General features: G+C 71.9%; 10 protein-coding genes. 5 read left to right on the plus strand and 5 right to left on the minus strand.

Annotated elements, in window-relative coordinates; genetic code table 11:
- Window positions 1-10: 10 nt before the first annotated feature.
- Window positions 11-2,881 carry an ATP-binding protein gene (locus ACIPYS_RS01750; RefSeq protein WP_400741863.1) on the minus strand — a complete coding sequence of 957 codons (2,871 nt, stop codon included), beginning with the start codon at window positions 2,879-2,881 and terminating at the stop codon, window positions 11-13.
- Between the two features lie 141 nt (window positions 2,882-3,022).
- Here ACIPYS_RS01750 and ACIPYS_RS01755 point away from each other — a divergent pair, with 141 nt between their 5' ends.
- Both ACIPYS_RS01755 and ACIPYS_RS01760 read left to right on the plus strand, forming a co-directional pair.
- Window positions 3,023-3,487 carry a pyridoxamine 5'-phosphate oxidase family protein gene (locus ACIPYS_RS01755; protein WP_093862293.1) on the plus strand — a complete coding sequence of 155 codons (465 nt, stop codon included), beginning with the start codon at window positions 3,023-3,025 and terminating at the stop codon, window positions 3,485-3,487.
- A gap of 71 nt (window positions 3,488-3,558) precedes the next feature.
- Entirely contained in the window at window positions 3,559-4,062 is a 504-nt protein-coding gene (locus ACIPYS_RS01760) for a hypothetical protein (protein ID WP_400741866.1), read from the plus strand.
- A 45-nt stretch (window positions 4,063-4,107) separates the two neighbouring features.
- On the opposite strand, the gene ACIPYS_RS01765 is transcribed toward ACIPYS_RS01760, so the two are convergent.
- Window positions 4,108-5,097, minus strand: a complete 990-nt coding sequence (locus ACIPYS_RS01765; protein ID WP_400741869.1) for a GlxA family transcriptional regulator — start codon at window positions 5,095-5,097, stop codon at window positions 4,108-4,110.
- 72 nt (window positions 5,098-5,169) lie between these two features.
- Between ACIPYS_RS01765 and ACIPYS_RS01770 the strand changes: the two genes are divergently transcribed.
- A complete protein-coding gene (locus tag ACIPYS_RS01770; RefSeq protein ID WP_400741873.1) occupies window positions 5,170-6,450 on the plus strand; it encodes an MFS transporter in 1,281 nt (426 codons plus the stop codon).
- A gap of 58 nt (window positions 6,451-6,508) precedes the next feature.
- Here ACIPYS_RS01770 and ACIPYS_RS01775 read toward each other — a convergent pair whose 3' ends face one another.
- The gene (locus ACIPYS_RS01775; RefSeq protein WP_400741876.1) at window positions 6,509-8,002 is read right to left on the minus strand and encodes an endonuclease NucS domain-containing protein; all 1,494 of its coding nucleotides are present in this window, start codon (window positions 8,000-8,002) and stop codon (window positions 6,509-6,511) included.
- A gap of 303 nt (window positions 8,003-8,305) precedes the next feature.
- Complete coding sequence (locus ACIPYS_RS01780; RefSeq protein WP_400741879.1) at window positions 8,306-9,208, minus strand: hypothetical protein; 903 nt, start codon at window positions 9,206-9,208, stop codon at window positions 8,306-8,308.
- 243 nt (window positions 9,209-9,451) lie between these two features.
- Here ACIPYS_RS01780 and ACIPYS_RS01785 point away from each other — a divergent pair, with 243 nt between their 5' ends.
- Together ACIPYS_RS01785 and ACIPYS_RS01790 are read left to right on the plus strand one after the other, a co-directional pair.
- The gene (locus ACIPYS_RS01785; RefSeq protein ID WP_400741882.1) at window positions 9,452-10,885 is read left to right on the plus strand and encodes a hypothetical protein; all 1,434 of its coding nucleotides are present in this window, start codon (window positions 9,452-9,454) and stop codon (window positions 10,883-10,885) included.
- Window positions 10,882-11,076, plus strand: coding sequence for a hypothetical protein (locus ACIPYS_RS01790; RefSeq protein WP_400741884.1), 195 nt, complete (start codon window positions 10,882-10,884; stop codon window positions 11,074-11,076). The genes ACIPYS_RS01785 and ACIPYS_RS01790 overlap by 4 nt, the downstream gene beginning before the upstream one ends.
- A gap of 815 nt (window positions 11,077-11,891) precedes the next feature.
- On the opposite strand, the gene glnA is transcribed toward ACIPYS_RS01790, so the two are convergent.
- Window positions 11,892-13,304 (minus strand): type I glutamate--ammonia ligase, encoded by a 1,413-nt coding sequence (gene glnA / locus ACIPYS_RS01795; RefSeq protein ID WP_093862295.1) that lies wholly within the window; start codon window positions 13,302-13,304, stop codon window positions 11,892-11,894.
- Window positions 13,305-13,334: the final 30 nt, after the last annotated feature.

A 13,334-nucleotide genomic window follows, 5' to 3' on the forward strand; every position in this document is an offset into this window, starting at 1 on the left:
CGCTGAGCCGTCACCGTCCGCTGGGCCGCCGCCGGTCCCCGCTCCCGTCCTCACCCACGCTCCCGTCCCCGCCCCCGGCCGCATCGGCGAGTCGGAGGCTGCGGGCCGACTGGTAGTGACAGCCGGCCGCGGCGAAGGCGGCCGCCGTGGCCCGCACCCGGGCCGGGTCGCCGTCCAGGAGCGCCTGCGCCCGGTCGAGCTGGGCCACGGCGACCGGGTTTCCCGCGACCGTGGCGCGGGCCCCGGCGAGCCGCTCGCGCGCCTCCGGGTGGCCGCCCAGCACCGAGGCCTCGACCCGCGCCGCCGCGTACCAGTGCAGCCAGACCCAGGACACCCATTTCCAGACCTCCTCCGGAGCGGGCGAGAGCCGCTCCAGCGCGGCCCCCGCCTCCCCCCGGTGGAGCAGCACCGTGGCGTCGAACACCGCGCCGTAGCCGTGGCGGTGCTCCTCCTCGGTGCCCGCCCGGCCGACGACGCGCAGCCAGGAGGCCCGGGCACCGTCGTCGCCGCGCAGCCCGTGGACCATGGCGACCGCCGCGGCCGCCGGGCCGAGCGAGAACGAACGCGGCCGCCCGCCCCGCTCCCAGGCTTCGAGGAACCGCGCCCCGCCCGCGAGCACGTCCTCCTCCCGCCCGGCGAACGCGTCCGCGACCAGCAGCCAGGACGTGGCGTGGTGCCCCACCTCGGCCGTCAGCGGGTGTTCGGCGAGCTGCCGGCCCCACTGCCGGGCCCGGTCCGGTTCGCCGACGCCGATCGCGGTCGCGGCGGCCATCGCGAGCGCGTCGACCTGTTCGTGCGCGGTGGCCGGGGTGCGCGGTGCCAGAGCCAGCAGCTCGACCCGGCGGCGGGCCGCCTCGGCGGCCGCGAACGGCTGCCCGGCCCAGCTGTGCGCTCCGGAGAGGGCGTCCAGGGCGGCGGACTCGGCCACCGGGTCGCCCGTGCGCCGGGCCAGGGCGACGGCCCGTTCGGCGTACCCGACCGTCTCCCGGGCCGTGTTGTCCGGGCTGCCCTGGACGGAGCCGTAGGCGTCCGCGAGCACGGCCGCCTCGGCGAGCGCGAGGGCGGCCGAGGCCGCCGGGGAGCCGTCGGACAGATCGCGGGCCCGCGCCAGCAGGGCGGTCACCTCCGCGGCGGCGGGGAGGCGTGCGAACGTGCTGGAGAAGCGGTGGGCGACGGTGGCGGCGGCCGCCAGGTCGCGGGTGGCCCCGGCCCGGTCCCCGGCGTCGAGCGCGGCCGCCGCGGCGGCGCGGTGGAGGCGGTACATGTCGTCGCCGAGCCGCCGGCACCCGGCCACCCGGGCGGCCTCCCGCAGCGCGGCGGCGCCGTCCGCGGGGGAGTCGTCGGTGCTGGAACCCCTGCCCGGGGCGCCGTCGTCCGGGGAGCCGCCGGCGAGGGCGGCGGCCTGTTCGAGCCGCTGCTGGGCCTCGCCGAGCAGATGGCGGTCGAACGCGAGACCGGCGAGGCCGAGGGCGAGGCGGCGGGCGTCGGGCCGCCGCTCGGGGCGCCCGGCGGCCCAGGCCAGCGCGGCCCGCAGTTCCTCGGCCAGCGCGTCGAACCCGGTCTGCCGATCGACCTCCCGCACCTGCGGTTCCTCGTCCGCCGCCCGCGCGAGTCCGTCCGCTCCGCTCAGGCACCAGTCGAGGTGACGCCCCCGCGTCCGCGCCGACTCCCCGGCCCCGTCGAGCCGTTCGGCGCCGTACTGCCGGATCGTCTCCTGCGCCCGGTAGCGGGTGCCGTGCGCGGACGGCACGGCGGTGAGCAGGCTCTGCTCGGCGAGCCGGCCGAGTCCGTCGGCGACGGCGCCCGCGTCGAGCGGAGCGAAGCCCGCCACCTCGACCGCCGCCCCGGCCGTGAACGGCAGCACGAACGCCGACACCCGCCGCAGCAGCGCCCGGTCGGCGGGCTCCAGCAGTTCGTGGCTCCAGTCCAGGACGGCCCGCACCGAGCGGTGCCGGTCGTCGGCGCGCGGGCCGCCCGCCAGGATCCGCAACTGGTCCGACAGCCCGGCCCGGAGCCCGTCCAGCCCGAGTGTCGGCCATCGGGCGGCCGCCAGCTCGATCGCCAGCGCCATCCCGTCGAGCCGCTCGCAGAGGGCCGCGACGCCGTCCCGGAGCGCCGGGTCCGGGGCCACCCCGGCCGCCGCGGTGGCCCGTTCGACGAACAGCGCGACCGCCTCCGACGTCCCGCCGCCGTCCCGGGACAACGGCGGTACGGGGAAGACCCGTTCGAACGGAACCAGCAGCCGGGCCCGGCTCGTCGCGAGGACCCGCACCTCCGGGCAGGCGGCCAACAACCGCTCCAGGAACGGCGCGACACCTTCCCTGACCTGCTCGCAGTTGTCCAGCACCAGGAGCGTCCGGCGTTCGGCCAGCGCGGCGCACATCGCCTCGTCGAGGCCCTGCCCCGGCTGCTCCCCGACCCCCAGGACGGCCGCGACCGCCGCTGCCACCCGGTCCGCGGCGGCGACCGGGGCCAGGTCGACGAACCACACCCCGTCGGTGAACCCACCGGCCGCCGCGGCGGCGACGGCCAGCGCCAGCCTGGTCTTGCCCACACCACCGGGTCCGACCGCCGTCACCTGCCGATGGTCCGCCAGGAGCGCCGCCAGCGCCGCGCGTTCGCGCTCCCGCCCGACGAACGCCGTCAGCGGCGCCGGCAGCGCGGGCACCGGCCGGGGCCGCTCGGTGCGGGCGAGTTCGACCGCCCGCCGGGACAGCGCCCGCCGGTCCGGCAGGTCCAACTTGCGCAGCAGCGAGGAGGTGTGGGACTCGACGGTGCGCACGGAGATGAACAGCCGAGCGGCGATCTCGGCATTGCTGAGGTGTTCGCCGAGCAGCGCGAGCACATCGGCTTCACGGGGCGAGATCACAGGAGTCGGCACCGCGTCATTATGCGGGGCGACTCCGCGGTTCGTTCCGTGGCCCGCTCCGTGGCCCGTTCAGTGCTCGCCACGGATGTGGCCCCCACCCCGCTCGAGGGAGGCTGTGACCAACGCCGAGGACGAGCACAGGAGTGAGAGAGCATGACCGGACCGCGCACCCCCGCCGAGCGCCGCGACGACATCGAGCGCCGCCTCGCCGAGGACATCGACGTGTGGGTGGCCACGGCCTCGCCGGACGGCGTGCCCCACCTCGTGCCGCTCTCCTTCGCGTACGAGGGCGGAGCGCTGCTGCTCGCCACCCCGGTCGGCAGCCCGACCGGCCGCAACCTCGCCGCGGCCGGCACCGTCCGCCTCGCCCTCGGCCACACCCGGGACGTCTGCATGATCGAGGCCGAGGTCCGGGCCCTCGACCTCGATGCCCTCCCGAGCGAGCGGGGCGACCGCTTCGCCGCCCGCACCGGTTTCGACCCGCGGGCCTCGGCCGTCCGGTACGGCTGGTTCCTGGCCGTGCCCCGCCGCGTCCAGGCCTGGCGCGAGGAGAACGAGCTGGCCGGCCGCGAGCTGATGCGCGACGGCCGCTGGCTCGACGAACCGGTCAGTTCCTGAGAAGCCTTCCCCGGCGCCGTCGCGCCACCATGAAACCGTCCAGCCCCACCAGCCCCACCGAGGAGCCCACCATGACCGCCACCGCGAAGACCACGACCGCGAAGACCACGACCGCCAGGACGACGACCGCCAAGGCCGCCGCGCAGCCCTTCGACGGTTTCACCGAGGACGAGCGCGCGGCCATGAAGGAGCACGCCAAGGAGCTCAAGGCCGCGGCCCGCCGCAACCCGCGCACCGCCAAGGCGGACGCCGAGCAGGAAGTCCTCGCCAAGATCGCCGAGATGGAGCCAGCCGACCGCGCCCTCGCCGAACGCGTCCACGCCCTCGTCCGGGCCGCCGCCCCCGCCCTCACCCCCAGGCTCTGGTACGGCATGCCCGCCTACGCCAAGGACGGCAAGGTGCTCTGCTTCTTCCAGTGCGCCCAGAAGTTCAAGTCCCGCTACGCGACGCTCGGCTTCAGCGACGTGGCCACCCTCGACGACGGCGCCATGTGGCCCACCACCTTCGCCCTCACCTCCCTCACCCCCGCCACCGAGGCCCGCATCACCGCCCTCCTCACCACCGCGACCGCCTGACCCGCCTCGCGCCCGTCACCGGCGTCCGGCCCACTCGCGTCAGCCTCACCCGGACCGGTTCGCGCGGAAGGCGCGCCGGTAGGCGGCGGGTGTGGTGCGCAGGGACTCGTGGAAACGGCGGCGCAGGTTGACGGCGGAGGAGAGGCCGACCCGGCGCGCGATGGTCTCCACCGGCAGGTCGGTCTCCTCCAACAGGGCCCGGGTGGCGGCGATCCGCCGGTCCAGCAGCCAGCGTCCGGGACTGATGCCCAGCTGTTCGGTGAAGCGCCGGGTCAGCGTCCGCGCCGACACCTGGGAGCGGACGGCCATCTCGGCGACGCTCACCGGCCGGTCCAGCCGTCCGGCCAGCCACTCCAGCAGCGGGGCCAGCGAGTCGCCGGCCGGCGCGGGGGCGGGCAGTTCGGCGTACTGCAGCTGGCAGCCCTCGCGGTGCGGCGGCATCACCATCTGCCGGGCGATCCGCAGGGCGTGCGCGGCGCCGTGGTCCTCGCGCACCAGGTGCAGGCAGAGATCCGCTCCGGCCGCGGCGCCGGCGCTGGTGGCGACATCGCCGTGGTCCACGTAGAGCACCCCGGGGTCGACCCGGACCCGCGGGAACCGGGCGGCCAGCTCGGTGGCCCGGGCCCAGTGGGTCGCGGCCCGGCGGCCGTCCAGAAGCCCGGCGGCGGCGAGCACGAAGGCCCCCGAGCAGAGGCCGACGACCCGCGCGCCGCGCCGGTGCGCCAGGCCGACCGCCTCGACCACCGCCGGTGGCACCTCCGAACCCGCCGGCTGCTGCCAGCCGGGCACGAGCACGGTGTCCGCGTCCGCCAGCGCGTCCAGCCCGGCGGTGACCAGGAGGTCGTAACCGGCCCGGGTGCGGACCGGCCCGGGGTGCTCGGTGCAGACCCCGAACGCGTAGCGGGCGGGGACGGTCGGGCCGTGGTCGCCGAACACCTCGGTCGCGAAGGCCAGCGGGAAGGTGTCCTGCGGGGGCAGCAGCAGGGCCACCACCCGGTGCGGCGCCGGGGGCGCGGGGAGCGGACGGGGCGTCATGGCGGGAAAGTACCCCATCATGTCGTTCGGGACACTGGGACCGGAGGATTGGTCTGAACCACTATCGCTGCTGTGACGACCACCGCCGAGACGGACGGCCCGCCTGCCCCGCACCCCCGCCCCGGACCCCGGAACGCCCGGGGCCCGTTGTGGACCGGACCCTTCACCCTCTACTTCACCGCCCGCGCGGTCTCCCTGCTCGGCGACGCGATGATGCCCGTGGCCGCCGCGCTCGCGGTCGGCGCGCTGTACGACGTCTCCGGGGCCGGCCTCGTCCTCGGCACCTGGACCGGGACGTTCGTGCTCCTGGTGCTGTTCGGCGGGGTGCTCACGGACCGGATCGGCGCCCGCCGCATGATGGTCGGCGCCGACCTCGTACGGGTGCTCACCCAGGGGGTGCTGGCGGCCGCGTTCTTCGCCGGACGGCCGCCGTTCTGGCTGCTGGTGACCATGGCGGCGGTGGCCGGCGCGGCCGTCGCGATGTTCCTGCCGGGGGTGAACGGGATGGTCCCGCTGGTCGCGGCCGACCCGCAGCGCGCGAACGCGACCCTCAAGGTGGCCGACGCGCTGGCCCAACTGCTGGGCCCGGCCCTGGCGGGACTGCTGATCGCGCTGACCGGGGCCGGGGCGGTGTACGCGATCGACAGCGGCACCTTCCTGCTCAGCGCCCTGTGCCTGGCTCTCGTCCGGTCGCCCGCGGTCGCCCCCGGCCCCGGCCCCGGTCCTGGCTCCGCGCGCGGCCCGCTCCGCCACGAACTGCGCCAGGGCTGGCGGGAGTTCCGCGCCCGCACCTGGATGTGGGCGGTGATCCTGGTCTGGATGGTCTTCGGCGTCCTGCTCTTCGGCCCGCTGGTGCCGCTGGGCTCGGCGCTGGTCGCCGACCGGCTCGGCCCGAACGCCTACGGCCTGGCGGTCTCCTTCCTCGGCGCCGGAACGGTGCTGGGCGGCCTGCTGGCTCTGCGGCTGCGCCCGGCCCGCCCACTCGCCGCGGGCACGGCGGCCATGCTGCTGTACACCGTGCTGCCGCTCTGCACGGCCGTCGGCGCCGCCCTGCCGGTGCTGCTGGCGGGCCACGTCCTCGGCGGCGCCGCCCTGGCCTTCTGGTCGGTGATGTGGGCGACCAGCGTGCAGACCCACACCCCGCCCGCCGTGCTCAACCGGGTCTCCGCCTACGAGCTGGCGGGTTCGGTGTCCGGCATCTCGCTCGGCCAACTGCTGGCCGGCCCGGCCGCCGCACTGGCCTCCCCGGACCACCTGCTCCTGCTCTCCGCGGCCGCCTGCCTGGCCGGCTGCGCGACCCTCTTCGCCACCCCCGCTGTCCGCAACCTCCCCCGCACCCCTCCCCCCACCTGACCCCACCCCACGAATGGCCCGACCCCACTCCGGCAAGCTGAAGTCAGTGACCGAGGCGTCACTCGGATATCTCTATTACGTGGGTCAGTGCTTCGAGGGCCCGACAGTACGCTTGATTGGCCAACAGGAATTCCACTGTCGGCCTGAAAAGATGATGCTGCCCTTCGTCGAACTCGACCCAGCCGCCGTCCACCGCGTCAAATCTCCGGGTGAATGTGCCGTCAGTGACTTCGAACAGCTCGTACGAGAGTCCGTGATATGCCATCAACGCCGGGTCATGGGAGCCCATTAGGTCGAAATGATACAGGCCGCCGTATTCGGCTGCGCCGCCCGCCAGGACCCGGCCCAATACCTCTGTCGGATCCGCTGGCCGAGTCGTGCCGTCCCAGCAGGCGAATCCCTTGAATATTCTCGTCTCGCCATCGGTATCAACGATCAGTTCTAGGATCGGAAACGCCGAGGTGTTCTCGTGTCGCACGGCATGGCCGACGGCTGCAATGACATCGCGCGGATTGAAGATCTCCAGCGAGGCGGTCGCCGTGTGCTCCAGGTTGCCCAGCACCTCCTCGATGCCACGACTCCAGTTGCGGTTGCCCTCAAGGAACTGCGCAATTCGCGCGAGTGACTTCTTCCACCCAGGTGGGTGTCGCGGAGATGCCAGGATCTCGAGCCAACCGGAGTGCTCGCCGTCCTCGGAGAGCATCAGGCTGATCAGTCCGTTGTCGGACCACAGAGCGTCCGATGAGAAATGTCCGCCGCGGACGACCCGGTCGACTTCCCAGGAGCGCAGGATCTGGCGGAGCTTGTCCGGATATCCGATCTCAATGCTCTCCGCGGCGACCCGCAGGGATGCCCGGTAAGTCAGTAGATCGTACTCGGCATACTCGGGTGAGGTGTACGGCACCAGGTCGCGTCCGTCGGCGAAGTGCATCGAGACGGCAGCATAGATGGCACTCCGGTGGATCACGTTGCCGCCCTCCCCGCGATGGTCGAGCAGTGCGAGGACGTAGTCGGAGATTCCGGCGCGCCGCATCCCGTTGGCAAGTTCCAGCGCACCGGCTGACCTGGTATCAGCGTCGTCGTACAGATAGATGCTGTGCCACGGCAACAGCCTGACAGGGGCTGGATCGGTAACCAGGGGTACCGGGAGGATGGCGGTCACCCGCCCCGCGTCGTCCAGTACCAGCCGCTTCGCCTCGGCGGCGAACTCGACGCTGCGAACGAAATCGGAGAACGGCACCAGGAGTTCTGACCACGAGGTCGACAGGAGGAAGCAGCGCAGTCTTTCGACACCGATCCCGTGCCCGGCCCGAACAAGCATCGTGTACTTGAAGAGTTCGTGGATCGCCTGCCTCGACGTGGATTCACTGCGCTTCAGCTCGATGATGACCAGGTTGCCGAGCGAGTCGCGTGCCAGGATGTCCACGAATCCGCGCGCGCCGTGGGCGTTCTTGAGGTGGAACTCAACTCCCACAAGCGAGAGGCCGGGCTCGATGAGCCCGAGGTTCTGGGCCAGCTCGTCCCGGATGGCGGCCTCGCTCCGATCGCCCATTCCGGCCCACATCCTTCCCCTCGGCACGCCTTCGGCCCGTCCGACGAGAACGAGCGTCTCACGAGGCGGGCGGCATCGAGGACGTTTCACCGGATCGACGGCGCTCCCGGCCGGCCCAAGAAGGTAGGTGCCTAGCGCGGGTGGCCCAGCATGCCAGGGCCGCGGTTGATACAACACGGGCAGCAGTCCGGCCCTCGACACCTTCCTTCCCACCCGCTGCCACACCCCTGCTCCCACCTGACCCGCCTGCCTGACTCCTGGAGGCCCGTACCCCCCTCGCCCGACGGGGTTGGGCGCGCGCACCTATTGGCCGCGGGCTTCCGGGATGCGCCAGGTGATCAGGAAGCGCTCCGACGGTGGCTGGCCGGGCCTGCCGACCGGGATCATGCTTTTCACGAGATAACCGAAGACCTGGTGCTGGGCCTCCTCGGAGATCTCGCCCCAGGTGTCCGGGGTCAGGGTCATCACCTCGCGCACCAGGCTGTGGTCGGCCTCGGCGCGCAGCATCTCGATGCGGTCCTCGCGGTCCATCGTGTCGTCGGCGTGCATGGCTCGGATCGAGGCAGGGAGCAGGTTCGGCTCCGCGCGCAGGCGCCGGACGATCTCCTGGCAGCCGTACCGGAAGCCGAGGTGCATCTCCAGCGCCTCGTAGTCCGGGTCCCGGTAGCCGTAGGGCGAGCCGCTCTCGGCTCCTATGTAGTCGCCCTTGAGGATGCGTAGCAGTGCGCGCAGGGCGAATTCCGCACCGTGCTCCTCGATGAGCCGGACGCCGGAGCTTACCCAGTCGTCCTCCGTCACCAGGGGCTCGTGCGGGACGGCGAGGGACGGGTGGATCTCGACGGCGTTGAACGGATTCAGCAGCATTCCGGCGACCAACTCCGGTGTCCACTCGCCGTTCTCGCCGCCCCAGCCGTGCAGCGTCAGCTCCCTGGCGGACCTCATGGTGCCCGCTTCGCCAGTGTTCACCGCCCGCCACAGGCGCTGGAACCGCCGGACCTCGCCCTGCGGGTCTCTGGGCGGGTCGCACTGGTCGGCCAGCACCGCGACGATCGCCTCGACGGTGTCCCACTTCGGTACGTGAAGGCCGTTGAGAGCGGTGCGGACGCCTTCGTGGCTGGGGCAGCCGGGGAGGTCGGGCCGGTCCGCGATCAGGGCGCTGATCCTGCGTGAACTCAACAGCCCGGCCGCGCGCTGCAGTTCCTGCAATGAGCGGACCAACTCCTGGTGAGAACCGGTCGGTTGGTGGGCCGGAGTGGCTGGCACGGCTCGACAGACCGCCTTCCTGGGTCGGATTCCGGACGACCGCACGATCCCGTTTCGGCGGTTGTCAGGTTTCGCCAGACTTCTCGGGATGTGACTGTCAGAATGGTGACAGGTCGTTGGCGGTGGTGTCGAGGATGGGCGTACGCGCCGGACCGCGGCCGCGTCCCGCCCCGAGGAGCCACACCTGTGCACATTCCCGCCTATGCCCGGGCCATGATCCGCTCCGCCCTGCCGACGGTACCTACCTCGCGTCAAGTTGCCGCACTCGATTGCTGCTTGTGCGACCAGCCGTTCGACGGTCGAGCGGCCGTCCCGCTCGGGCCGACTCCGACCACGGGCCTGTTCGGATGCCGGAACTGCCTGACCCGGCTGGTGAAGCGGGCTCGCCGGCTCCGCGACGGCGCGCTCGTCCAGGAGGCCGACCTGGCGCACGCGCAGTCTGCGGCGTGGAGCGTGACCCGCCTCCGCCACCTGGCTTCCCTCGAACATGTGCGGCGGGCCGCGGAGACCGTGACAGGTCTTGCCGAGGACGACGACGTCGAACCGCTCGAGGTGGCGTGGCTGCTGGTGTCGCTGGAGTCGGCGCACGCCTGGACCAGCGAGGACGCTCCCCGGCCGCCCGGTTCCGAGCCGGCGGACGAGGAGCTTCGGGAGGCGGGCTTTCGGCTCTCGCTGGAGATGATTTCCGCCCGTGAGGCCGTGGCGCGACGCCTCGTCCGCCACCTGATCAACGAAGCCGCGGTGCCGGAACCGGAGGCCTGCGCGGAAATGGAGTGCCCGGAGTCCTGCTTCGGCCGCCACGATTGGGAACACATCGACTGCGGACCGGATGCCGTCTTCGAGGACCTTGCCCGTCGTGGGATCGAGCTGGAGCGCACTCACGACCTCCCACCGCTGCGGCGCAGACTGTCGGTCGAGGAGGAGTCGCCGCTCACCGGCTTCGACGGTGACCCGGACGAGCTGGTGGACAAGTACGGGCAAGTGCTGGCGTACTTCGGGCTCGACCACGAGAACACCGAGGCCCTCGTCGACACTGCCGCGGTCGGACTGGTGGCCGACGTCTGGCGCGACGGCCCTTTGGACGCGATACACGCGGCCGGTACCGGGCCGTCCGACGGCGAGATCTTCGCCCAGAGCGTCGACCTCTACCGCGCGGCCCGCGAAGCCCTGATCTCCGCCCGGGACGGCGGCCCAGAGGAACTGCTCGTGTTCCGGGCGATCGCCTCCGACGTGCGGCTGCGGTGGGCGGGCGGTTCCTCCTTCACCCTGTTGGCCTGCGGAGAGCCCACCGACGAGTTCTGCCAGGACGTCGATAACCGGATCTGGTTCACCGGCAAGCAGATGAAGGAGCTGGGCTGGCGGACCGCGCTGATGCACCGGGCGATGTCGGCCGTTGTCAAGACCCCGGGTCACTTCGGCATGCCGGGCTGGCCCGCCGTCGTGGCCACCGCCCTGCGGAGAATCGACACACTGGACCGGACGGACGCGCCCGGGAAGCTGCACGACCTCGCAGCCGTAGAAGCCGCACTCAGGGAAGCACCGGACCGACTGGGCGCGGACGCGCTCGACTGGCTCTGCCGTCGGGGCGTGTTCGCCCCGGAAGTGGGCGTGCCACAGTGAACTGGGACGGAATCACCATCGGCATCCTCGCGACCTTCGGATGCGTCATGCTCGTACTCGCCCAGATCCGCGAGGTACTGGCCAAACTGCCCGAAGTAATCCGGGCCTGGCGCCGGGTGCGGCAGGAACTCGCGGCCCAGGCGCCCGGACCGGACGGGCAGGGCAGTGAGCCGGATACCGGCGCTGGATAGAACTCGCCCGGTCCACCCTGGTACCCGCGGCCTCCGCCCCGGATCCGTCGGGAAGCCGGGTAACCTGGCGCACCGCTGCCGCACGAGCGTTGAACCACACCAATGAACATCGTGCGGGTTGCGACGGCAGAGCGGCGATCGTTCGCGGTGCCGGTCCAGGCGCGGGGCTGGGTCTGCCGTCGAGGCCGGTGGCGACGGGGTTTGCCGTGTCGCCCGTGGGAGTCCACAGCAGGTACTGCACAGAAACTCATGCCGGGATCGAACTCTGTGCACTCTCATTTTCATATCGCGAGCCCCAGAGCAGCCGAGCCCCGCCGCTCCTCGCCATGACCTGCTACGAGCAGGTCCGCACGATGGCCGCCGCCCTCGCTGGCGACCACGAGGCCGCCACCCGCGTCGAACTCGCCCTCCCCGAGACCGGAATGGGCGGCGGCGCTGGCCTCTACGACGAACCTGCTGCACCGGCGTCGGGCGACGGAGATTGCTGCTCGGAGCCCGTGCCGCAGCTCATAACCCTCGGCACCCGACACCGGCGCATCCTGCTTGCCCGGTGGCTGCTGAGTGGAGGCGGCGATATCGCGCCGCCTCCGATTACCCAGCGTGGCGAATGTACCTGCCGTAGGGCAGTGACCTGCGCGTTAGGGGGCGCCCCACGTGTCTCTCGCCGAGTTCGATCTCCGTGTGCTCATTTCACACTCATTTCACATCGCAAGTCGGCGGCGGTCCTCCGATGGGCGTTTCCGCAGGTCAGAAAGGGTCCTGACCTGCGGAAACACTGAGAGACCGAACTGCGTTTCCGCAGGTCGGAGGGGCTCCTACAGGTCGTAGTAGAGCTCGAACTCGTGCGGGTGGGGGCGGAGGGCGATGGGGGCGATCTCGTTGGTGCGCTTGAAGTCGATCCAGGTCTCGATCAGGTCCGGGGTGAAGACGTTGCCCGCGAGGAGGTACTCGTGGTCGGCCTCGAGGGCCTCCAGGACGGCGGGGAGGGAGGACGGGACCTGGGGGACGTTGGCGTGCTCCTCGGGGGCCAGCTCGTAGAGGTCCTTGTCGACCGGCTCCAGGGGCTCGATCTTGTTCTTGATGCCGTCCAGGCCGGCCATCAGCATGGCGGCGAAGGCGAGGTAGGGGTTGGAGGAGGGGTCGGGGGCGCGGAACTCGATGCGCTTGGCCTTGGCGTTGGAGCCGGTGATCGGGATCCGGATCGCGGCGGAGCGGTTGCGCTGGGAGTAGACCAGGTTGACCGGGGCCTCGAAGCCGGGGACCAGGCGGTGGTAGGAGTTCACCGACGGGTTGGTGAAGGCGAGCAGCGACGGCGCGTGCCTGAGCAGGCCGCCGATGTAGTAGCGGGCGGTGTCGGAGAGCCCGGCGTACCCCTGCTCGTCGTAGAAGAGCGGTACGCCCTCGGTCCACAGCGACTGGTGGACGTGCATGCCCGAGCCGTTGTCGCCGAAGATCGGCTTCGGCATGAAGGTGGCCGTCTTGCCGGCCCGCCAGGCGACGTTCTTGATGATGTACTTGAACAGCATCAGGTCGTCGGCGGCGTGCAGCAGGGTGTTGAACTTGTAGTTGATCTCCGCCTGGCCGGCCGTGCCGACCTCGTGGTGCTGGCGCTCGACCTCCAGGCCCGCCTTGGCGAGTTCCAGGGACATCTCGGCGCGCAGGTCGGCGAAGTGGTCGACGGGCGGGACCGGGAAGTAGCCGCCCTTGTACTTGACCTTGTAGCCGCGGACGTCGCCCTCGGTGGAGCCGGAGTTCCAGGCGCCGGCCTCGGAGTCGATGTGGTAGTACGAGGCGTTGGCGCTGGTGTCGAACCGGACCGAGTCGAAGACGTAGAACTCGGCCTCCGGGCCGAAGAACGCGGTGTCCGCGATGCCGGAGGAGGCGAGGTAGGCCTCGGCCTTCTTGGCGACGTTGCGCGGGTCGCGGCTGTAGGCCTCGCCGGTCACCGGGTCCTGGATGAAGAAGTTGATGTTGAGGTGCTTCTCCTGGCGGAACGGGTCGAGCCGAGCGGTGGCGAGGTCGGGGACCAGGGCCATGTCGGACTCGTGGATGGCCTGGAAGCCGCGGATCGACGAGCCGTCGAACATCAGGATCTCGGACGGGTCGAACGTCGCCGCGGGTACGGAGAAGTGCTGCAGGACGCCTGGCAGGTCGCAGAAGCGGACATCGACGAACTTCACGTCGTTGTCCTGGATGAACTGCTTCACTTCGGCGGCGTTGTTGAACATCCATCCTCCTCGGCGTAGCGAATGGGGCTC

It is taken from the genome of Kitasatospora sp. NPDC089913 (assembly GCF_044748625.1).
Lineage (GTDB): Bacteria > Actinomycetota > Actinomycetes > Streptomycetales > Streptomycetaceae > Kitasatospora.

Excerpts from the sequence above, each read along its gene's own strand:
- ACIPYS_RS01755 (WP_093862293.1), top strand. The coding sequence starts at position 3,023 with ATGACCGGACCGCGCACCCCCGCCGAGCGCCGCGACGACATCGAGCGC.
- ACIPYS_RS01760 (WP_400741866.1), top strand. The coding sequence starts at position 3,559 with ATGACCGCCACCGCGAAGACCACGACCGCGAAGACCACGACCGCCAGG.
- ACIPYS_RS01765 (WP_400741869.1), bottom strand. The coding sequence starts at position 5,097 with ATGACGCCCCGTCCGCTCCCCGCGCCCCCGGCGCCGCACCGGGTGGTG.
- ACIPYS_RS01775 (WP_400741876.1), bottom strand. The coding sequence starts at position 8,002 with ATGGGCGATCGGAGCGAGGCCGCCATCCGGGACGAGCTGGCCCAGAAC.
- glnA (WP_093862295.1), bottom strand. The coding sequence starts at position 13,304 with ATGTTCAACAACGCCGCCGAAGTGAAGCAGTTCATCCAGGACAACGAC.